The organism is Streptosporangium sp. NPDC049078 (assembly GCF_040648855.1).
Taxonomy (GTDB): domain Bacteria; phylum Actinomycetota; class Actinomycetes; order Streptosporangiales; family Streptosporangiaceae; genus Streptosporangium.
The window spans coordinates 45014-67907 of sequence record NZ_JBEZEL010000032.1 but is presented as its reverse complement, the minus strand read 5'-3'; the positions used below and the strand labels follow the sequence as shown (position 1 = coordinate 67907).

Genomic DNA, 22894 nt, shown 5'->3' with positions numbered 1-22894 from the left:
CGCGGCGGCGAACGCTTTCTTGGACGCGTTGGCGGAGTATCGGCGCGGGCTGGGGCTGGCGGGGGTGTCGTTGGGGTGGGGTCCGTGGGAGCAGGACGCGGGGATGACGGGCGGGTTGGACGAGGTGGATCTGCGGCGGATGGCGCGTTCCGGGATGGCGCCGTTCTCGCCCGAGCAGGGACTGGCGTCCTTCGACGCGGTGCGTGCGACGGATCGTCCGGCGCTGGTGATCGCGCGGTTGGATCTGGCGGCGGTGCGGGCCGGTGGTGAGGTGCCGCACCTGCTGCGCGGGCTGGTGCGCGGCTCGCGCAGATCGGCGGTGTCGTCGGTCGTGACCGGTGACGGTGCGCTGGTGGGACGGCTGGCCGGGTTGGGTGAGGCCGAGCGGGTGCGGTTGATGGTGGACACGGTGCGGGCGCAGGTGGCGACGGTCCTGGGGCATGCCTCGCCGGAGGCGGTGGACGTCCGGCGGGAGTTCATTGAGCTGGGCTTCGACAGCCTGACCGCGGTGGAGTTGCGCAATCGGTTGAACGCGGCGACCGGGCTGCGATTGCCGGCCACCTTGGTCTTCGACTACCCGACTCCGGTTGGGCTGGCGGACTTCCTGCTGGGTGAGTTGCTCGGCGAGCGGGCCGATGAGGACGTGCTATCGCCGGTGGTGCGGTCGGTGGCCGACGATCCGGTGGTGATCGTGGGGATGGCGTGTCGTTATCCGGGTGGGGTGTCTTCTCCGGAGGATTTGTGGCGTCTGGTGGTCGAGGAGACCGACGCGATCACCGGGTTCCCGACGTCACGCGGCTGGGATCTCGGGACGTTGTACAACCCGGATCGGGAGAGTCGCGGGACCAGTTACGTGCGTGAGGGGGGGTTCCTGCACGAGGCCGGGGAGTTCGATCCCGGGTTCTTCGGGATCTCGCCGCGTGAGGCGCTGGCGATGGACCCGCAGCAGCGGTTGTTGCTGGAGACGTCGTGGGAGGCGGTCGAGCGCTCCGGGATCGACCCGCTCTCGCTGCGTGGCAGCCGTACCGGCGTGTTCGCCGGGGTCATGTACCACGACTACGCGACCGGTGTTGAGCTGCCACCGGAGGCGATGAGCTTCTCCGGTACGGGTAGCGCCGGTAGTGTCGCGACCGGCCGCCTGTCCTACACACTCGGCCTGGAAGGGCCGGCGGTGACCGTGGACACCGCGTGCTCCTCCTCGCTGGTGGCGCTGCACCTGGCCGCGCAGGCGCTGCGCGGTGGTGAGTGTTCACTGGCGCTGGCCGGTGGCGTGACGGTGATGGCCACGCCGACCTCGTTCATCGATTTCAGCGCCCAGGGCGGGCTGGCCGCCGACGGACGGTGCAAGGCGTTCTCCGACAGCGCCGACGGTGCGGGCTGGGCCGAGGGTGTGGGCATGCTGGTGTTGGAGCGGTTGTCGGATGCTCGGCGCAACGGCCACGAGGTGCTCGCGGTGGTGCGCGGCTCTGCGGTGAATCAGGATGGTGCGTCGAACGGGTTGACGGCGCCGAACGGTCCGTCTCAGCAGCGGGTGATTCGTCAGGCGCTGGCGAGTGCGGGGTTGTCGGCGTCCGAGGTGGACGTGGTGGAGGCGCACGGCACCGGGACGACGTTGGGTGACCCGATCGAGGCGCAGGCGTTGCTGGCGACGTACGGCCAGGATCGGCCGGAGGACCGGCCGCTGCTGCTGGGGTCGATCAAGTCGAACATCGGTCACACCCAGGCGGCTGCCGGTGTGGCGGGTGTGATCAAGATGGTCATGGCGATGCGGCACGGGACACTGCCCAGGACGCTGCACGTGGACGCGCCCTCGTCGCATGTGGACTGGTCCTCGGGTGCGGTGGAGCTGCTGACCGAGCCGACGGAGTGGCCGGAGACCGACCGCTCGCGTCGGGCTGCGGTGTCGTCGTTCGGGATCAGTGGCACCAACGCGCACGTGATCGTCGAGCAGGGGCCGGGGCTCCCGGAAACCGCCGAAGCTCGCACAGCGGGTCAGGTGCCGGGTGCCGAGACGGTTCCGGTGGTGGTGTCGGGTCGTACGGCGGGGGCGTTGCGGGCGCAGGCCGGGCAGCTCGTGTCGTTCCTGGAGGGTGAGCCCGGTCTCGGGTTGGCCGATGTGGCGTTCTCGCTGGCGACGACGCGGTCGGCGTTCGAGCATCGGGCGGTGGTGCTGGCCGATGGTCGTGAGGGTGTGCTGGCCGGGCTGGGGGCGTTGGCCGAGGGTCTGCCGGGTGCGGGTGTGGTGCGCGGGGTGGCCGGGGCGCAGCCGGAACTTGCGGTGTTGTTTACCGGTCAGGGCAGTCAGCGGGCCGGGATGGGCCGGGAGTTGTATGAGCGGTTCCCGGTGTTCGCGGCGGCGTTGGACGCGGTGGTCGCGGAGCTGGATCCGCTGCTTGAGGGGTCTCTGCGTGAGGTGCTGTTCGCCGAGCCGGGATCTGCGGCGGCGAAGTTGCTGGATCGGACCGGGTGGGCGCAGCCGGCGCTGTTCGCGGTGGAGACGGCGTTGTTCCGGCTGGTGGAGTCCTGGGGAGTGGCGCCGGATGTGCTGGCCGGGCATTCGGTCGGGGAGATCGCCGCTGCTCATGTGGCCGGTGTGCTGTCGTTGCAGGACGCGTGTGCGTTGGTGGCGGCGCGGGCGCGGTTGATGCAGGCGCTTTCCTCCGGTGGGGCGATGGTGTCGGTGCGGGCCTCCGAAGAGGTGGTCGTCGAGCTGCTGGCCGGGCGGGAGAAGGAGGTGTCGGTCGCGGCGGTGAACGGTCCCGCGTCGGTGGTGATCTCCGGTACCGAGGAGGCCGTGCTGGAGGTGGCCGCGGCCCTGGAGGAGCGGGGGGTGCGGACGAAGCGGTTGCGGGTGTCGCACGCGTTCCATTCGCCGTTGATGGACCCGATGCTGGAGGAGTTCCGGGCGGTGGCGGCGACGCTGTCCTACGACCCGCCGCGGATCCCGGTGGTCTCGACGCTGACCGGGGAGCTCGCCACCGACGAGCAGCTGTGCTCACCGGAGTACTGGGTGGAGCAGGTCCGCGGCGCGGTCCGCTTCGCCGACGGCGTGCGCACTCTGCACGGCCAGGGGGTGCGGGCGTATCTGGAGCTGGGCCCCGACGGGGTGCTCACCGCGATGGCGTCCGACACCCTCACCGTGCTCGCCGACGCGGTGGAGACGGTCCGCTCTCAGGCGGTCGCCGAGGAGCCGGATGCTCGTCGCGTCACCATGGACGGATATTCGGACTCCGACCCGGTATTGGTGTCGGCGCTGCGCGGGGGCCAGGACGAGCAGGCGACGATCGTGACGGCGCTGGCCGGACTGCACGTACGCGGGGTGCCGGTCAGCTGGCCGACCTTGTTCGCCGGTGCTCGCAAGGTGGAGTTGCCGACGTACGCCTTCCAGCGTCAGTGGTACTGGCCGAGTGGCAGACGGGCCGGAGACGCCGAAGGTCTCGGACAGGTCGTGGCGGGACACCCGCTGCTGGGTGCGGTCATGGGGTTGGCCGACAGTGATGAGGCGTTGTTGACGGGTCGTGTCTCGTTGGGGTCGCATCCGTGGTTGGCGGATCATGTGGTGGGCGGGATGGTGATTTTTCCGGGTACGGGGTTTTTGGAGTTGGTGGTGCGGGCGGGTGATGAGGTCGGGTGTGACCTGGTCGAGGAGTTGACCTTGACCGCGCCGTTGGTGCTGGGTGAGGACGATGCGGTGGCGGTGCAGGTGCGGGTGGGGGCTGCGGATGGGGTGGGTCGGCGTGAGGTGAGTGTTCATGCTCGGCCTGCGGGGGCCGGTGAACACGACGCCTGGGTACGGCACGCGATCGGTGTGCTGGCGTCCGACGGCCAGGCCGGGGAGCGGTTCGATGTCGAGGTGTGGCCGCCGAGGGGTGCGTCGGTGGTCGAGTTGGGTGGGTTGTACGAGCGGCTGGCCGAGGGTGGGCTGGGGTATGGGCCGGTGTTCCAGGGGGTGCGGGGAGCTTGGCGGGACGCGGACGGTGTGGTGTTCGCCGAGGTCGGCCTGCCCGAGCAGGTCGTCGATGCGGGTGGTTTCGGCTTGCATCCGGCGTTGCTGGATGCGGCGTTGCATGTGGTGGCTTTCGCTGATCTGGATGGTTTTGAGGGTGTGCGGTTGCCGTTCTCGTGGGGTGGGGTGTGTCTGCACGCGGGTGGGGCGTCGGTGCTGCGGGTTCGTCTGGCCCTGGTGGATGGCGATGCGGTGTCGCTGATCGCGGTGGACGCGGCAGGGGAACCGGTGCTGTCGGTGCGCTCACTGACGCTGCGCCCGATCGCGGGCGACCAGCCGACCGCCGGTAGTGCCCCGCACCGGGATTCGCTGTTCCAGCTGACCTGGACGGTGTCGTCTGAGGTGTCGGCGGCCGGTACCGGGCCTGACCAGGTTGAACCGACCCTGGACCTGGCATCGGTGGCGGAGTTGGCGGCGCTGGAGGTGGTGCCGGAGGTGGTGACCGTCGTGGTGGGGTCGGATGGGGATGGGGATGTGGTGGGGGCGGTGCGTGCTTTGGCGGTTGGTGTTCTGGGGTTGGTGCAGGGGTGGTTGGCCGATGAGCGGTGTGGGGGTTCGCGGTTGGTGGTGGTGTCGCGGGGTGCGGTGGCGGTTGGGGAGGGTGAGGTGGTGGCGGATTTGGGGGCTGCGGCGGTGTGGGGGTTGGTGCGTTCTGCGCAGGTGGAGAATCCTGGCCGGTTTGTGCTGGTGGATATCGATGAGGAGTTGTCGTCGTCGGTGTTGGCGGGGGTGTTGGCCTCGGGTGAGCCGCAGGTGGCGGTGCGTGGGGGTGAGGTGCGGGTGCCGCGTCTGGCGCGGGTGACGCCTGTCTCCGAGCGTGGTGTTGATCTCGGCTCCGGTTTCGTCTCCGGTTTGAGTGAGGATCGGGTCTGGGATCCGGAGGGGACGGTGTTGATCACTGGTGGTATGGGTGGTCTGGGGGCGTTGTTCGCGCGGCATGTGGTGGCCGAGCGTGGGGTGCGGCGTCTGCTGCTGGTGAGTCGGCGGGGGTTGGATGCTCCGGGTGCGGTGGAGTTGCGGGCGGAGTTGATCGCGCATGGGGTCGAGGTCACGGTCGCGGCGTGCGATGTGGCCGATCGGGATCAGGTGGCGGCGCTGCTGGCGGGGATCGACGCCGCGCATCCGTTGACGGCGGTGATTCACACTGCGGGTGTGCTGGATGACGGGACGATCCCGTCGTTGTCGGCGGAGCGGTTGGATGTGGTGTTGCGGCCGAAGGTGGATGCGGCGTGGCATCTGCACGAGCTGACCCAAGGTCAGGATCTGGCCGATTTCATCGTGTTCTCGTCGGTGGCGGGGACGTTCGGTGGGGCGGGGCAGGGTAACTACGCGGCGGCGAACGCGTTCCTGGACGCGTTGGCGGAGTATCGGCGCGGGCTGGGGCTGGCCGGGGTGTCGTTGGGGTGGGGTCCGTGGGAGCAGGACGCGGGGATGACGGGTGGGTTGGACGAGGTTCAGGCGCGTCGGTTGACGCGTGCGGGGATGTCGGCGATCACGCCGCAGCAGGGTGTGGTGTTGTTCGAGGCGGCGATTGGTTCCGGTGGGCCGGCTGTGGTGCCGGTGCGGTTGGATCTGGCGGCGGTGCGGGCCGGTGGTGAGGTGCCGCACCTGCTGCGCGGACTGGTGCGCGGCTCGCGCAGATCGGCGGTGTCGTCGGTCGTGACCGGTGACGGCGCGCTGGTGGGACGACTGGCCGGGTTGGGTGAGGCCGAGCGGGTGCGGTTGCTGGTGGACACGGTGCGGGCGCAGGTGGCGATGGTCCTGGGGCATGCCTCGCCGGAGACGGTGGATGTCAAGCGAGAGTTTCGGGAGTTGGGCTTCGACAGCCTGACCGCGGTGGAGCTGCGCAATCGGTTGAACGCGGTTACAGGGATCAGGCTGTCGGCGACGCTGGTGTTCGACTATCCGACTCCGGTTGGGTTGGCGGAGTTCCTGCTGGGTGAGTTGCTCGGCGAGCGGGCCGAGGTGGGTGTGCTCTCGCCGGTGGTGCGGTCGGTGGCCGACGATCCGGTGGTGATCGTGGGGATGGCGTGTCGTTATCCGGGTGGGGTGTCTTCTCCGGAGGATTTGTGGCGTCTGGTGGTGGAGGAGACCGACGCGATCACCGGGTTCCCGACGAATCGGGGGTGGGATCTGGAGGGGATCTATGATCCGGATCCTGGTCGGGTGGGGACGTCGTACACGCGTCATGGTGGGTTTTTGCATGACGCGGATGAGTTCGATGCCGGTCTCTTCGGAATCTCGCCGCGTGAGGCTCTCGCGATGGACCCGCAGCAGCGGTTGTTGCTGGAGACGTCGTGGGAGGCGGTCGAGCGGGCGGGCATCGAGCCGGGGGCGTTGCGGGGGAGCCGGACCGGGGTCTTCACCGGTTTGATGTACAACGATTACGGTCTGGCGTTGGGTAACGCGGCCGGTCGGGTGCACCAGACCGATGAGGGCATCGCTCAGCGTGATGCCGTCGAGGGTTACGAAAGTACGGGGACGGCGCCGAGTGTGGCGTCGGGTCGGGTGTCGTACACGCTGGGCCTGGAGGGTCCGGCGGTGACCGTGGACACCGCCTGCTCGTCGTCGCTGGTGGCGCTGCACCTGGCCGCGCAGGCGCTGCGCGGTGGTGAGTGTTCACTGGCGCTGGCCGGGGGCGTGACGGTGATGGCCACACCGAACACGTTCATCGGGTTCGCTCGGCAGCGGGGTTTGTCGGTGGATGGGCGGTGTCGGTCGTTCGCGGAGTCGGCCGATGGGGTGGGCTGGGCCGAGGGCGTGGGCATCCTGGTGTTGGAGCGGTTGTCGGATGCTCGGCGCAACGGCCACGAGGTGCTCGCGGTCGTTCGCGGATCTGCGGTGAATCAGGATGGTGCGTCGAACGGGTTGACGGCGCCGAACGGTCCGTCTCAGCAGCGGGTGATTCGTCAGGCGCTGGCGAGTGCGGGGCTGTCGGCGTCCGAGGTGGATGCGGTGGAGGCGCACGGCACCGGGACGACGCTGGGTGACCCGATCGAGGCGCAGGCGCTGCTGGCGACGTACGGTCAGGATCGGCCGGAGGACCGGCCGCTGCTGCTGGGGTCGATCAAGTCGAACATCGGTCACACCCAGGCGGCTGCCGGTGTGGCGGGTGTGATCAAGATGGTCATGGCGATGCGGCACGGGACACTGCCCAGGACGCTGCACGTGGACGCGCCGTCCTCGCATGTGGACTGGAGCGAGGGCGCGGTCGAGCTGCTGACCGAGCCGACGGAGTGGCCGGAGACCGACCGTCCGCGTCGGGCTGCGGTGTCGTCGTTCGGGATCAGCGGCACCAACGCGCACGTGCTCCTCGAACAGGAGCCGGCGGACGAGCGGGGCACGGCCGAAGAGCCCGTACGGGACCGGACGCCGGATGCCGAGACGGCGGATGTCGCGGTGGGATCGCCGGTGGTTCCGGTGGTGGTGTCGGGTCGTACGGCGGAGGCGTTGCGGGCACAGGCCGGGCGGTTGGCGTCGTATGTGGGTGCCGATCCGGGGTTGGTGCTGGGTGATGCGGCGTTCTCGCTGGTGGCGACGCGGTCGGCGTTCGAGCATCGGGCGGTGGTGGTCGGTGATCGTGAGGGTGTGCTGGCCGGGCTGGGTGCGCTGGCCGGGGATCTGCCGGGTGCGGGTGTGGTGCGCGGGGTGGCCGTGGGTGAGCCGCAGCTGGCGTTCCTGTTCACCGGTCAGGGGTCGCAGCGGGCCGGGATGGGCCGGGAGTTGTACGACCGTTTCCCGGTGTTCGCGACCGCGTTGGACGAGGTGATCGCGGAGCTGGATCCGTTGCTTGAGGGGGTGGAGCGGGGATCGGCCGGAGGGTTGGGTGGCCGGTCGTTGCGTGAGGTGGTGTTCGCCGAGCCGGGGTCGGCTGAGGCTGAATTGCTGGATCGGACCGGGTGGGCGCAGCCGGCGTTGTTCGCGGTGGAGACGGCGTTGTTCCGGCTGGTGTCCTCGTGGGGGGTGCGGCCGAACGTGCTGGCCGGGCACTCGATCGGGGAGATCACAGCGGCGCATGTGGCCGGTGTGCTGTCCTTGCAGGACGCGTGTGTGTTGGTGGCGGGTCGGGCGCGGTTGATGCAGGCGCTGCCTGCCGGTGGGGCGATGGTGTCGGTGCGGGCCTCCGAAGAGGTGGTCGTCGAGCTGCTGGCCGGGCGGGAGAAGGAGGTGTCGGTCGCGGCGGTGAACGGTCCCGCGTCGGTGGTGATCTCCGGTACCGAGGAGGCCGTGCTGGAGGTGGCCGCGGCCCTGGAGGAGCGGGGGGTGCGGACGAAGCGGTTGCGGGTGTCGCACGCGTTCCATTCGCCGTTGATGGATCCGATGCTGGAGGAGTTCCGCGCGGTGGCCGGGTCGCTCTCCTTCAGCCCGCCGGAGATCCCGATCGTGTCCACGCTCACCGGGGAGCAGGCGACGGCCGAGCGACTGTGTTCGCCGGACTACTGGGTGGAGCAGGTCCGCGGCGCGGTCCGCTTCTCCGACGCCGTGCGCACCCTGCAAGCACAGGGCGTACGCGCCTACCTGGAACTCGGCCCCGACGGCGTGCTCACCGCGATGGCCGACGAGACCGTCACCGTGGCGGCCGAGACCGGTGCCGACGTGCTCGCGGATCCGGCGCGCGACGCCGAGGCGAGGTCGGCGGCCGATCCGGATGTGCTGGTACCGGCCCTGCGCAGGGGCCAGGACGAGCAAAAATCGATCATGATGGCGCTCGCCGCCCTGCACGTACGCGGGGTGCCGGTGGACTGGCGGGCGGCGTTCCCCGGCGCCCGTCGGGTGGAGTTGCCCACCTACGCCTTCCAGCGCCGACGTTTCTGGCCGGGACCCTCGCGCGGCCGCGTCGGCGATGTGACCGAGGCCGGGCTCGGAGCGCCGGATCACCCCCTGCTGGGAGCCGCCGTCGAGCTGGCGGGTGGCGACGAGGTGCTCCTCACCGGCCGGTTGTCGGTGCGCTCCCAGCCGTGGCTGGCCGATCACGTGGTGTCGGGCCGGGTGGTGGTGCCTGCGACGGCGTTCCTGGAACTGGCGATCCGGGCGGGTGACGAGGTCGGCTGCGCCCGGGTGGACGAGCTGACCCTGGCCGCGCCGTTGACCCTGCCCGAACAGGGCGGCGTCCGGGTACAGGTACGGCTGGGCGGACCCGACGAGAGGGGACAGCGGCCGTTGAGCGTGTACGCGCGGCCGGAAGGCGAGGAGGAGCGTCCCTGGACACGGCACGCGAACGGGCTTCTCGCGGTCGACGAGTCTCTCACCGTCCCCGACACCGCACCGGCGTTCGACACGACCGTGTGGCCGCCGGCCGGTACGACGCCGGTCTCGTTGGCGGGCTTCTACGAGGGACGGGCCGCGGACGGCTTCGACTACGGACCGGCTTTCCGCGGCCTCACCGCGGCCTGGCGCGGCGACTCGGACATGTACGCCGAAGTCAGCCTGCCCGAGCAGGACGTGGCCGAGGCGGGGGCGTTCGGCGTGCATCCGGCGCTGCTGGACGCGGTGCTGCACATGTGCCTGCTCCTCGACCTGAGCGAGGAGGCCCGGCGTAAGGTGCCCTTCGCGTGGGAGGGCGTGTCCCTGCACGCGGCGGGGGCGTCGACGGTCCGGGTGCGGATGTCCTGGGCCGGACCCGACGCGATGTCGATCGCGATCGCCGGCGTGGACGGTCCGGTGGCCTCGATCAGATCGCTGTCCCTGCGTCTCCTTTCCGAAGGACAGGCCGCCGGTCCGCGAGCGATCGGAAGGGACTCCCTGTTCAGGCTGGACTGGGTTCCGCAGGCAGCCCCGGCGTCGCCGGTGTCCGCGGTCTCGCCGGGCACCCTGGCGGTGGTGGGCACGGACGGCTGGGGGCTCACCGAGGCACTCGCCGCCTCGGTGGGTGGTCCCGTCGGGGTCGGTGCCGATCTGCGGTCGCTGGTAGAGGCGTACGACGGTGACGCTTCCGTGCCGCGTACGGTGCTGGTCCCGGTGGAGGCGGGCCAGGGTGACGAGGTGCCGACGGCCGCTCACGACCTGGCGTCGTCCGTGCTGGAGCTGGTGCGTTCCTGGCTCGCGGACGAGCGGTTCGCCGATTCGCGGTTGGTGTTCCTCACCCGGGGCGCGGTGGACGGCGACGACGTGGCGGCGGCGACGGTGTGGGGGCTCGTGCGTGCCGCCGAGGCCGAGCATCCGGGCCGGTTCGCGCTGATCGACCTCGACCTCCGGCTCGGCGACGCCCACGACCCGAGGGGAGTGCCGGCGACGTCGATCGCGGCACTGCCGTCGGCCCTGGCCGCCGCCGAGCCGCAACTGGTGATCAGGGACGGTGCCGTGCTGGCCGGTCGGCTTGCCCGCGTCTTCCCGCCCGCCGACCCGGCCGGTATGACCTGGGATCCGGAGGGCACGGTGCTGATCACCGGCGGCACCGGCGGCCTGGGTGGCATGCTGGCCCGCCACCTGGTGACCGAGCACGGCGTCGGCCACCTGACGCTGGCGAGCCGTCGCGGTGACCGGGCGGAGGGCGTCGAGGAACTGGTGGCGGAGCTCGCCGGACTCGGCGCCCGGACGAACGTCGTGGCATGCGACCTGGCGGACCGTGATGCCGTCGCCGCCCTGCTGGCCGGGATACCCGCCGAACACCCGCTGACCGCGGTGGTGCACGCCGCGGGCGTGCTGGACGACGGCGTGATCGGCACGCTGACGTCGCGGAGCCTGGAGAAGGTGTTCCGCCCCAAGGTGGACGCGGCCTGGCATCTCCACGAGCTGACCAGGGACGAGAATCTGGCGGGCTTCGTCCTGTTCTCGTCGGTGGCCGGGACGTTCGGGACGGCGGGGCAGGCCAACTACGCGGCGGCGAACGCCTTCCTGGACGCGCTCGCCCGGCACCGCCGGGCCGAAGGGCTACCGGCGGTCTCGCTGGGCTGGGGGCCGTGGGACCAGGCGAGTGGCATGACCGGCGCCCTGAGCGAGGCCGAGATGGGCAGGCTCGCCAGGCGCGGGACGCTCCCGCTCTCCCCTGAGCAGGGGCTGGCGCTGTTCGACGTGACGGTCACGGGCGAAGAGCCGGCCCTGTTGCCCGTACGTCTGGATCTGTCGGCGTTCCGCACCGGCGGGGACGTCCCGTTCCCGCTGCGAGGGCTGGTCAGGGCGCAGGCCCGCAGGCAGGCCACGACCGAGGTGGCGGCCACGCTCGTCGAACGCCTCGCGCCGCTCGGGGAGGGCGAGCGGATGGCTGTCCTGCTGGAGCTGGTGCGGGGCCAGGTGGCGCGGGCGCTGGGCCACGCGGACGGCGACTCGATCGAGCCGCTGGGCAGTTTCCAGAGCATGGGCTTCGACTCGCTGACGGCCGTCGAGGTGCGCAACAGGCTGGCCGCCGACACCGGGCTGAGGCTGCCGGCGACGCTCGTGTTCGACTACCCGAACGTCACGGCGCTGACGGAGTACCTCCTGGCGGAACTGCCGGGTGACCTCGGCGCCCCGGTGAGCGGGCGCGTGGTCGCGCGACCGGTCACACCGGTCGGCGACGACCCCGTGGTGATCGTGTCGATGGCGTGCCGCTACCCGGGTGGGGTGACCTCTCCCGAGGAACTGTGGCGGCTGGTCGAGGAGGGTGGGGACGCGATCTCGGCGTTCCCGACCTCTCGTGGCTGGGATCTGGAGTCGCTGTACGACCCCGGCCGCGAACGCCGGGGCACCAGCTACGTCCGCGAGGGCGGCTTCCTGCACGACGCGGGGGAGTTCGACCCCGGTTTCTTCGGGATCTCGCCCCGTGAGGCGCTCGCGATGGACCCGCAGCAGCGGCTCCTTCTTGAGGTGGCCTGGGAGGCGGTCGAGCGGGCCGGGATCGACCCGCTCTCGCTGCGCGGCAGTCACACGGGTGTGTTCGCCGGGGTGATGTACCACGACTACGCGACGAGCGCGGAGTTCCCGCCGGACGTGGTGAGCTTCATGGGCACCGGTACGGCCGGCAGCGTGCTGTCCGGGCGGCTGTCCTACATCCTCGGTCTGGAGGGGCCGGCGATGACGGTGGACACCGCGTGCTCCTCCTCGCTGGTGGCGTTGCACCTGGCGGCGCAGGCGCTGCGCGGCGGTGAGTGCTCGCTCGCACTGGTCGGTGGTGTGACGGTGATGGCGACTCCTGGGGCGTTCATCGACTTCAGCGCCCAGGACGGGCTCGCCGCCGACGGGCGGTGCAAGTCCTTCTCCGAGGCCGCCGACGGTGTCGGCTGGTCCGAGGGCGTCGGGACGCTGGTGCTGGAGCGCCTGTCCGACGCGCGGCGCAACGGCCACCAGGTGCTGGCCGTCGTCCGCGGTTCCGCGGTGAACCAGGACGGCGCCTCCAACGGGCTGACCGCGCCGAACGGCCCCTCACAGCAGCGGGTGATCCGCCAGGCACTGGCCGGCGCCGGACTGGCCACGGTGGACGTGGACGTGGTGGAGGGCCACGGAACGGGGACGAGCCTGGGCGACCCGATCGAGGCGCAGGCGTTGCTCGCCACCTACGGGCAGGACCGGCCGGCGGACCGGCCGCTGCTGCTGGGCTCGATCAAGTCGAACATCGGGCACACCCAGGCGGCGGCGGGCGTCGCCGGTGTGATCAAAATGGTGATGGCGATGCGCCACGAAGTGCTGCCGGGCACGCTGCACGTGGACGCGCCCTCGTCGCACGTGGACTGGGAGCAGGGGGCGGTGGAACTGCTGACCGAGCACCGCCCGTGGCCGGGGGGCGGATGGCCGCGCCGGGCCGGGGTGTCGTCGTTCGGCATCAGCGGGACCAACGCGCACGTCATCCTGGAGGAGGCGCCGCCGTCCGCGGACGCGACGGCCGGACGTCGCTCGCCGAACGGCTCACCGGGCAGGTCGCAGAACGGACCGCAGAACGGACCGCAGAACGGGGCGTCGGACGTATCACTGAACGGATCGTCGTCAGGCGTCCCGACCGGCCAGGCGCCGGACGTCGTGCCGGTGCCGGTGCCGGTGTCGGGGAAGACGGATGACGCGCTGCGGGCGCAGGCGGCACGCCTGCTGTCGCGGGTCCAGGACGATCCGGACGTCTCCTGTGTGGACATCGGCTTCTCGCTGGCGACGGGCCGTTCCGCGTTCGAGCACCGGGCGGTGGTGCTGGCCGGCGACCGGGACGGGTTGCTCGCGGGCCTGGCGGCGGTGGCCGACGGGCGCCCGGCACCGGGAACGGTGAGGGGACGTGGCGTGCGGCCGGGCAGGCTCGCGCTGCTGTTCACCGGACAGGGCGCCCAGCGGGCCGGAATGGGCAGGGAGCTGTACGAGCGGTTCCCGGTGTTCGCCGACGCCCTCGACGCCTTGCTCGCACACCTGGACCCCGAGCTGGACCGCCCGCTGCGCGAGGTGATGTTCGGCGGCGACACCGAGTCGCTGAACCGGACCGGATACACCCAGCCCGCGCTGTTCGCCCTGGAGGTGGCGCTGTTCCGGCTGGTGGAGTCCTGGGGCGTCAAGCCGGACTTCCTGGTGGGGCACTCGATCGGGGAGATCGCGGCCGCGCACGTGGCGGGCGTGCTCTCGCCTGCGGACGCGTGCCGGCTGGTGGCGGCACGTGCCCGGCTGATGCAGGCGCTGCCTGAGGGCGGCGCGATGATCGCCGTACAGGCTTCTGAGCGTGAGGTGCTGCCGCTTCTCGCCGGATGCGAGGACGAGGTCTCCGTCGCCGCGGTGAACGGTCCCGCCTCGGTGGTGATCGCCGGTGCCGAGGACGCGGTCGTCCGGATCTCCGACCTGCTGGAGGCGAGGGGACGCAGGACGAGGCGGCTGAGGGTGAGCCACGCGTTCCACTCGCCGCTGATGGAGCCGATGCTGGCGGAGTTCCGCGGGGTGGCCGAGGGCCTGGACTTCGCGGCACCGCGGATCCCGGTGGTCTCGACCGTGACGGGCGAGCTCGCGTCGGCGGAGGAGCTGTGCTCACCGGACCACTGGGTGGAGCAGGTGCGGCGCGAGGTCAGGTTCGCCGACGGCGTGGAGACGCTGCGGCGGCGCGGGGTCGGCGCGTACCTCGAACTGGGACCCGACGGGGTGCTGACCGCGATGGCCGAGGACACCGTCCAGGACGAGGCCGCGGTGCTGGTACCGGCGCTGCGCGGTGACCGCGGCGAGCAGGACGCGATCATGACCGCGGTGGCGACGTTGCACACGCATGGGCTCGCGGTGGACTGGCCGGCCGTGTTCGGGGCCGCGTTCGGCGACGCCCGCCGGGTCGACCTGCCGACGTACGCCTTCAGGCATCAGTGGTTCTGGCCGAGTGGGCGGCGGGTCGGGGACGTCAGGGATCTCGGGCTCGCGGCGGCGGCGCACCCGCTGCTGGGGGCCGCGGTGCGGCTCGCCGGGTCGGAGGGGGTCGTGCTCACCGGCCGCCTCTCACCGCGATCACACCCGTGGCTCGCCGACCACGCCGTCGGCGGGATGGTGATCCTGCCCGGCGCGGCACTGCTGGAACTCGCCGTCCGGGCCGGGGACCAGGTCGGCTGCGACCGGGTGGAGGAACTCACCATGGCCGCCCCGCTCGTGTTCGGCGAGGGGGAGGCGATGGACCTGCAGGTGTCTGTGGGCGCGCCCGACGCGTCGGACCACCGTGAGCTCGGCGTCTACGCGCGGCCCGCGGGCGCCGCCGACGACGAGACGTGGACACGGTACGCGACCGGTGTGCTCTCCGGCGGCGGACGCGAGGGCGCGGCCCTGGCCGAGGTCTTCGACACCGAGGTGTGGCCACCGAGGGGAGCGTCCGCCGTCGAACTGGACGGCCTCTACGAGCGGTTCGCCGAGGGCGGGTTCGTCTACGGCCCGCTCTTCCGGGGGTTGCGCGCGGCCTGGCGGCGTGACGACGAGGTGTTCGCGGAGATCGCCCTGCCCGAGCAGGCCGGCGACGCCGGCTCGTACGGCGTGCACCCGGCGCTGCTGGACGCCGCCCTGCACGCGGTGCCGTTCCTGGAGTCCGCCGAGCCGGAGGCGGGGCGCCTGCCGTTCGCGTGGGGCGGCGTGCACCTGCACGCGGCCGGCGCGACGACGCTGCGCGTGCGCGTGACCAGAACCGGCGAGGACACGGTGTCGGTGAGCGCGGTGGACACGGCGGGAGCGCCCGTGCTCACCGCCGAGTCGCTGGTGTCGCGTCCGGCGTCGCCCGGCGGCCTGGTCGCCGGCGGACGCCGGACATCGGGGGACGGGCTGTTCCGGCTGGAGTGGACGCCTCTGCCCCAGACGCCGGCCGACGCTCGGGAAGCGGAGGCGGAGGTGGTGTCGCTGGACGTGACGGCGGATCCCGGGGATCTCGTCACGCCGGGTGCCCCGCCGCGTGCCGCGGCCGTGTTCCTCGCCGCCGAGCCCACCGACCCCGCCGACCCCACTGACGTCATCACCGCGACCCGCGGGTCCACCGCTCGCGTGCTCGGCCTTCTGCAGCGCTGGCTCGCGGAGGAGCGGCTCGGTGACAGCACCCTCGTCGTGATGACGTGTGGCGCGGTCGCCGTCCACGAGGACGACCGGGTGACCGACCTGCCGGGTGCCGCCGTGTGGGGACTGGTCCGCGCCGCGCAGGCGGAGAATCCGGGCCGGTTCGTGCTCGTCGATCTCGACGAACCGCGGGCGCCTTCGACGGCGCTGCTGCGGGCCGTCCTGGCCTGTGGCGAGCCGCAGGTCGCGGTGCGTGACGGGGGGCTGAGAGCGGCGCGCCTGGTGCCGGCCGCCATGGACGGGGACGGCGTACGGCGGTGGGATCCCGAGGGCACGGTTTTGATCACCGGTGGCACGGGTGGCCTCGGCGCCGAGGTGGCGCGGCACCTGGTGGGCGAGCACGGAGTGCGGCGGCTGCTGCTGGCCGGCCGCCGAGGTCTGGAGGCGCCCGGCGCCCCCGAGTTGCGGGCCGAGCTGGCCGCCCGCGGCGCCGAGGTCGTCGTCGCCGCGTGTGACGTCTCCGACCGGGGCGCGCTCGCGGACCTGCTGGCAGGCGTACCCGCCGATCATCCGCTGACGGCGGTCGTCCACGCGGCGGGGGTGCTGGACGACGCGACGATTCCCTCCCTGCGCCCCGAGCGGATGGACACCGCGCTGTGGCCCAAGGCGGGTGCCGCCTGGCATCTGCACGAGCTCACCCAGGGGGTGGAACTCGCCGCGTTCGTGCTCTTCTCGTCGATGGCCGGCGTGGCCGGCGGTGCGGGGCAGGGCAACTACGCTGCGGCCAACGCCTTCCTCGACGGACTGGCCCACCACCGCCGGGCCGCCGGGCTCGCCGCGTTGTCGCTGGCCTGGGGTCCCTGGGTGCGGGACGCCGGGGCGACCGGCGGAATGACCGGCGCCCTCGCCGACACCGACCGGCGGCGGATGGCGCGGGTGGGCATCCGTCCGCTGTCGGTGGAGCAGGGACTGCGACTGTTCGACGCCGCCGGAGGTGTGGACCGCCCGGTGCTGGTGCCGGTCAGGTTCGACCTGCCGGCGTTGCGGGCGCGTGAGGAGGTTCCGCCGCTGCTGAGAGGGCTGGTGCCCGCCGGAAGACGCCGGACGGCCGCGAGCGGGCGCCAGGAGCCGGACACCCTGGTGCACGGGCTGACCGCCCTCGGCGCCGCCGAGCGCGCCGAGGTGCTCCTGGATCTCGTACGGGGCCAGGTGGCGGCCGTACTCGGGCACAGCGGAACCGGCTCCGTCGAGCCGGACCGGGCGTTCAAGGAGCTGGGCTTCGACTCGCTCACCGCCGTCGAGCTGCGAAACAGGTTGACCGACGCCACCGGGCTGCGCCTGCCGGTCAGCCTGGTGTTCGACCACCCCACCTCGCTCGCCCTCGTCGACCACCTGCTCGACCGGCTCGGCCTGACCGAGCAGACGGGGTCCGCGGCGCTCCTCGCCGAACTCGCGAAGCTGGAGAGGGCGTTCAGCGGGATGGCCGTCGACCCCGAGGCGCACCGGCAGGTCGCGGCGCGCCTGGACGTTCTGAAGACGAAATGGGCGGCGCTCTCGCGTGATTCCGGTGATCCCGGCGATACGGAGCTCGACCTCGACTCGGTCTCGGACAGTGAGATGTTCGACATGCTCGACAACGAGCTCGGCCTGTCGTGACCCTGTCGTCGCTGTCGTCGCTGTCGTCGCCGTTTCGGTTCGTGCGTGAGCCGGCCACCTCATGAGGACACGAGGTCGGCTCGCGGCGGGCAGCCCGCACGCCGTCCCCGCGAGGGGTGGAAAACCCGCCGAGGGGGTCCGGCCGAGTGCCGGACGCTCTCGCCGGACCGGGCAGGTCCCGCCGACCTCCGAACGTGCCTCATGATCGAGGATCTACTGCCGGGAGAGGTCAGGTCATCGGAGGTGTTCGACGACTCGCGGCCCTGCGCCCTGTTCTTCGAGGAGGAGGCCGTGATCAGCAGGGCGGTGGAGAAGCGCCGCCGCGAGTTCACCACGGGACGCTGGTGCGCTCGCGATGCCCTGGGGCGTCTGGGCTACCCTCCGGTGCCGGTACCGCCCGGGGTGAAGGGCGCGCCGGTCTGGCCCTCGGGTGTCGTCGGCAGCATCACCCACTGTGCCGGATACCGGGCCGCCGCCGTCGCGCGGTCCGGTGACATCACGACCCTGGGCATCGACGCCGAGCCGAACAAGCCGCTGCCCTCCGGAGTGCTGGAGGTGATCACGGTCGGCGAGGAGCTGCGCCGTGTGACGTATCTCCTGCGGCGCGATCCGTCGGTGAGGTGGGACCGGCTGCTGTTCAGCGCGAAGGAGTCCGTCTACAAGGCGTGGTTCCCCCTCGCGCCGCTGCGGGAACCGCGCCTCGACTTCACGGAGGCGTCGATCACCTTCGATCCGGCCTGGGGCGGCTTCCACGCCCGGTTGCTGGCCGAGGGGCCGAGGCTGAGCGACGGTGTCGAGCTGAAGGAGTTCTTCGGCCGATGGCTGGTGGGCCGAGGGCTCATGATCACGGCCGTCGCGGTCGTGGCGGCACCTTCGGCCGCCAGGAACGCCGACGGGTACCGGCGGAGGCGGGGGAGCGCGCGGCCGGGCGGTGACGGCGCTGTCCGCCGCTCGGGCGAGGGGAACGAAGGGGACGTTCACGATTCTCCGGGTGCGTGAGTCCGGAGTAGGGGGAGGGGGAGTCCCGCCGAACGCCGGTGTCCTCCTGTCGCCGGACCCGGCGACGGGTCCTTTGACCTCATCCGACAGGGTGCCACCCCTGTCGATCTCCGTGAGGGAACCGGGCACGACCCGGTCGGCCTCGGCGAACGAACCGGGTGCCACCCCTGTCGGCCTCCGTGAATGAGGGGTTTCCAGGGTGAAGGGGCTCCTGAAGACTCCGCGGGAAAGGGGCTCACGCAGCCCGGGTCCTCCACGCTCAAGGAGATCTGATGAGCATGCGTCCGCTCGGTGTCGACGGTGCGTGGGTCTTCGAACCGAAGGTGTTCCCCGACAGCAGGGGCAGCTTTCACGAATGGTTCCACGACGCGCCCTTCCGTGAGGCCACCGGCCAGAGCCTGGCCCTGGCCCAGGCGAACTACTCGGTCTCGCGCCGGGGGACGCTGCGCGGTGTGCACTTCGCCGACGTCCCGCCCAGCCAGGCCAAGTACGTCAAGTGCGTCAGGGGAGCGGTCTTCGACGTACTCGTCGACATCCGCGTCGGATCGCCAACCTTCGGGAGGTGGGAGGCGGTGGTCCTCGACGACCGGGATCACCGCGCCGTCTACATCTCCGAGGGACTCGGCCACGCCTTCATGGCGCTGACCGACGACGCGACGGTGGTCTACCTCTGTTCCGAGGGGTACGCGCCCGGCCGTGAGCACGGCATCAACCCGCTCGACGCGGAGCTGGGGATCGAGTGGCCCGCCGGACTTGATCCCCTGCTGTCGGAGAAGGACGAGGCGGCCCCGACCCTCGCCGAGGCCCGGCGAAGGGGCATGCTCCCCACGTACGAGGAGTGCCGTGGCCTGTACGCCAAGCTTCGCGCGTGAGCGGCGCCGCCCTTCGTGTCCCGGCGTCGGCGCGTTCCCCCGCGCTCCGCGCCTCCGCCCCGGGCCGTCTCCGGGCCCCCGCACCATCCCCGGGCCGGTCTCCGGTGGCCCGAGGGCGGTGCGGGGCCCCGGTACGACCGTTGTGCGGGGACCCGCGCCGTACGGGGGCGGGAAGGACGGGTCAGCCGGTCCGCAGCCCCGCCTTGAGCGGCTCCCACCAGGCCCGGTTGTCGCGGTACCAGGCCACGGTCTCGGCCAGGCCCGTCGCGAAGTCCTTGCGCGGGCGGTAGCCCAGCTCCCGCTCGATCTTGGTCCAGTCGACGGAGTAGCGGCGGTCGTGGCCCTTACGGTCCTCCACGTAGGCGATGCTGCTCTCGTCCGCGCCCAGGGCCTCCAGGAGGAGGCCGGTGAGTTCCCTGTTGCTCAGCTCGGTGCCGCCGCCGATGTTGTAGACCTCACCGGGGCGGCCCGCCGTGCGGACCAGCTCGATGCCCCTGACGTGGTCGTCGACGTGCAGCCAGTCGCGGACGTTGAGGCCGTCGCCGTACAGCGGGACCTTCAGTCCGTCGAGCAGGTTGGTGATGAACAGCGGGATGACCTTCTCGGGGAAGTGGTGGGGCCCGTAGTTGTTGGAGCAGCGGGTCACCCGCACGTCCAGGCCGTGGGTGCGGTGGTAGGAGAGTGACAGCAGGTCGCCGGCCGCCTTGGAGGCCGCGTAGGGGGAGTTGGGGCTCAGCGGGTCGGTCTCCGGCCAGGACCCCTCTTCGATCGAGCCGTAGACCTCGTCGGTGGAGACGTACACGAAGGTCGCCGGCCCGCCGCGGAGTGCCGCGTCCAGGAGGGTCTGGGTGCCCACCACGTTGGTCCGCACGAACTCGCCGGCGCCGAGGATCGACCGGTCCACGTGGGACTCGGCGGCGAAGTGCACCACCTGGTCGTGCCGGGAGACGAGTTCGCCGACGAGTTCGGTGTCGCAGATGTCGCCCTGGACGAACGCGAAGCGGTCACTGTCGCGGACCGGGTCGAGGTTGGCCGGATTGCCCGCGTAGGTGAGTTTGTCCAGCACGGTGACAGTCGCCGGGCCGTCCGTGCCGAGAAGGGTGCGTACGTAGTGGGAACCGATGAATCCGGCACCCCCGGTGACGAGAATTCTCAACGGAGATCCACCTCGCTGTGATCGCTGGACGGGAGACCCGCCCTCATGGCTGTGGGCGTCGCGGGGGCGGTGCCCTTCCGTGAATGCGCGGATGTTCGGAATTTCGGCACGCATGGTTTTTGGAGATGATTCGTCGGCGCGGAATTCCGGGGCCGCGGCTCCGACTGTAGGCGGTGAGATCCGGTGTGAGAAGCCCTGCCCACGGGCGATGAATTCGACCGGAGGAAATAGGGGGATTAAGGGAGACGGTAGGGGGTTGATGCCCCCTATGCGCCATGTGAGTCTTTTTGGTACCGGTCGGCTTCCTATCCGATTGACCACCGTTGGCCGACTTCGTCATGAAGGGCTTTTCCATGAAAGGCATCATTCTCGCGGGCGGCCACGGCACGAGGTTGTATCCGCTCACGCTCGCGGTCTCCAAGCAGCTTCTCCCCGTGAACGACAAGCCGATGATCTACTATCCGCTGTCGACGCTCATGCTCGCGGGCATCAGGGAGATCATGATCATCTCCACCCCCGCCGACCTGCCGCAGCTGACCCGCCTGTTGCGGGACGGGTCACACCTGGGGCTCGACATCAGCTACGCGCAGCAGGACGAGCCGAAGGGCCTGGCCGACGCCTTTGTCATCGGCGCAGACCACATCGGCGGCGATCCGGTCGCCCTCGTGCTCGGCGACAACATCTTCCACGGCAACTCCTTCTACGACATCCTCCAGGAGAACGTCGCGGACGTGGACGGCTGCGTGCTGTTCGGCTACCCGGTCAGCGACCCCCAGCGTTACGGCATCGGGGAGACCGATGCCGAAGGCCGGCTCGTCTCGATCGAGGAGAAGCCGGCGAATCCCCGGTCCAACAGGGCGATCGTCGGCCTCTACCTCTACGACAACGACGTGATCGACATCGCCAAGAACCTGCGGCCCTCCCCCCGGGGGGAGCTGGAGATCACCGATGTCAACCGCACCTACCTGCGAAGGGGCAAGGCGCGCCTGCGTGACCTGGGCAGGGGGTTCGCCTGGATCGACGCCGGCACGCCGGAGTCGATCCTGCAGGCCACCCAGTACGTGCAGGCGCTGGAGAACCGGCAGGGCGTACGCATCGCCTGCATCGAGGAGGTCGCGCTGCGCATGGGCTTCATCGACGCCGAGGCCTGCGACCGGCTGGGAGCCGAACTCTCCGCCTCCAGCTACGGCCGGTACGTACGCGGCGTCGCGGCCGAGTTCCGCTGAGCGTTCCAGGGGTCGGAGGCGCGGAAACGATCCGCGGCCACGGCGGCGGACCACATCCACCGAACACACAGACCGGAGGTATTCCAGATGAGCGTCTCCATCGACCAGGGCGGGCAGGAGAGCGGGGCGGAAGGGCAGGGCCATTCCGGATTCGCCGCATCGCAGCTCGAACGGACATATGTCGACGTCGTACTCGAAGGGGGTCCCGCTGATATCTCACGGACCTTTCGTGTCGACGACGCGACGGCGGCCTACGGAAAGATAAAGATTCCCCGGCACAATGGCTACGAGCACTTCGAGCGGCAGACGGAATCGGTTTCCGATGATTCCGGAGCGGCTGTCTTTCGTTGGACGACCCGGACCAGAATCGCCGAGTAGCGCAGTCCTCCGATGTTTTTCTTTCATACATGAACGACTTGCCGAAAAAAGGCTTTCCGGTGACGGTGAGTGATTCGCGTCCCGCGGGAGCCGTCGGGCTGGTCGCGGGGCGAATCCGGGTGCGTGCCCTACGCCCCCTTGTTCCGGCCCTCCACCAGGACGGCGACACCGTCGAGAAGGTGCCGCAGGCTGAACTCGAACCACTCGTCGATGTCGATCGGCTCGTCCTGTTGCGCGTACAGCCTGGACAGCATCGGGAACTGCCCGGACTCCAGGATCTCCAGGAGCATCGGCGTCTTCGACGCGCGCCACTGTCTCGTCGTGACGCCGGTGCGGCGCTCGGCCTCCAGCTCGTTCACCAGCAGCAGGGCCGCGCCCTGCACCTGGGCGCTCACCATCATGGCCACCCAGTGCATCGTCATCGGGTCGAGGCCGAGGCCGTCCATGGCGCGCATCGCCCACTCGACATCGGCGAGCACGTTCGGCCCGAGCGGCGGCTGGGGGGTGGCGATGACCCGCAGCGCCCAGGGGTGCCTGGAGTACATCCCCCACTCCCTTCGTGCCGCGATCTCCAGCCTGGTGCGCCAGCCTCCCGGTACGGAGACCGGATAGGAGGTCTCCCCGAAGACGACCTCGACCATCAACTCGACGAGCGCGTCCTTGCCCGACACGTAGCGGTACAGCGACATCGTGCCGGCGCCCAGCTCGGTCGCGACGCGGCGCATCGACAACGCGTCCAGTCCCTCGGTGTCGGCGATCCGGACCGCGGTGCGTACGATCCGCTCCGTGCTCAGGCCGCTCGGGGGTTCGTGGTGCATGGCCAGATCGTCGGCGCTCTGCCGGAGCGGGGCATGGTCCGCGGCGGGGGCGCATCCCGGCGCCACGGAGAGGGGGGCGTTGGGGGGAGCGACCCGCAGCGCGGAGGCCGGGGTCCGTCCGGCGGACTGCGCGGACCGCTCGGCGGTTCGGGCACGGTAGGCCCGCGCCTGACAGGCGCGGGAGCAGTACCGGGGGCGTCGTCCCCGAGGTGCGGCGTTCAAAGGCTTTCCACATTGTGTGCACGTCAACATGTGGTCCCCGTCCGATTCCAGATGCACAGCCGTGTGACGAAACTCTAGCACATGCTTTTTGTGACGTAATTGGCGATCCAAGCGTGATGAAATAACCAGTGGGAGCGAGGCGTCGTTAGGTGCTAACCCGCTGTTCTCTAGGGTTT

7 protein-coding genes are annotated in these 22894 nt (G+C 71.0%); 5 read left to right on the top strand and 2 right to left on the bottom strand.

Annotated elements, in window-relative coordinates:
- The 3 genes from AB0B90_RS37775 to rfbC form a co-directional block, all read left to right on the top strand.
- Positions 1 to 17047 (top strand): SDR family NAD(P)-dependent oxidoreductase (locus AB0B90_RS37775; protein WP_362926681.1); only part of this gene is annotated, 17047 nt, incomplete at its 5' end.
- Positions 17048 to 17248: 201 nt separating this feature from the next.
- Positions 17249 to 18046 (top strand): 4'-phosphopantetheinyl transferase superfamily protein, encoded by a 798-nt coding sequence (locus AB0B90_RS37770; protein ID WP_362926679.1) that lies wholly within the window; start codon positions 17249 to 17251, stop codon positions 18044 to 18046.
- 272 nt (positions 18047 to 18318) lie between these two features.
- Positions 18319 to 18918, top strand: a complete 600-nt coding sequence (gene rfbC / locus AB0B90_RS37765; protein WP_350950194.1) for a dTDP-4-dehydrorhamnose 3,5-epimerase — start codon at positions 18319 to 18321, stop codon at positions 18916 to 18918.
- 181 nt (positions 18919 to 19099) lie between these two features.
- Here the strand turns inward: rfbC and rfbB are convergent, their stop codons facing one another.
- Positions 19100 to 20074 (bottom strand): dTDP-glucose 4,6-dehydratase, encoded by a 975-nt coding sequence (gene rfbB / locus AB0B90_RS37760; RefSeq protein ID WP_350950193.1) that lies wholly within the window; start codon positions 20072 to 20074, stop codon positions 19100 to 19102.
- A gap of 353 nt (positions 20075 to 20427) precedes the next feature.
- Between rfbB and rfbA the strand changes: the two genes are divergently transcribed.
- Together rfbA and AB0B90_RS37750 are read left to right on the top strand one after the other, a co-directional pair.
- Positions 20428 to 21300: a glucose-1-phosphate thymidylyltransferase RfbA gene (gene rfbA, locus AB0B90_RS37755; protein WP_350950192.1), complete on the top strand. Its 873-nt coding sequence runs from the start codon at positions 20428 to 20430 to the stop codon at positions 21298 to 21300.
- 87 nt (positions 21301 to 21387) lie between these two features.
- On the top strand, positions 21388 to 21678 hold the full coding sequence (locus tag AB0B90_RS37750; protein ID WP_350950191.1) for a DUF5988 family protein: 291 nt from the start codon (positions 21388 to 21390) through the stop codon (positions 21676 to 21678).
- A gap of 128 nt (positions 21679 to 21806) precedes the next feature.
- On the opposite strand, the gene AB0B90_RS37745 is transcribed toward AB0B90_RS37750, so the two are convergent.
- On the bottom strand, positions 21807 to 22718 hold the full coding sequence (locus AB0B90_RS37745; protein WP_362926676.1) for a TetR/AcrR family transcriptional regulator: 912 nt from the start codon (positions 22716 to 22718) through the stop codon (positions 21807 to 21809).
- Positions 22719 to 22894 lie beyond the last annotated feature (176 nt).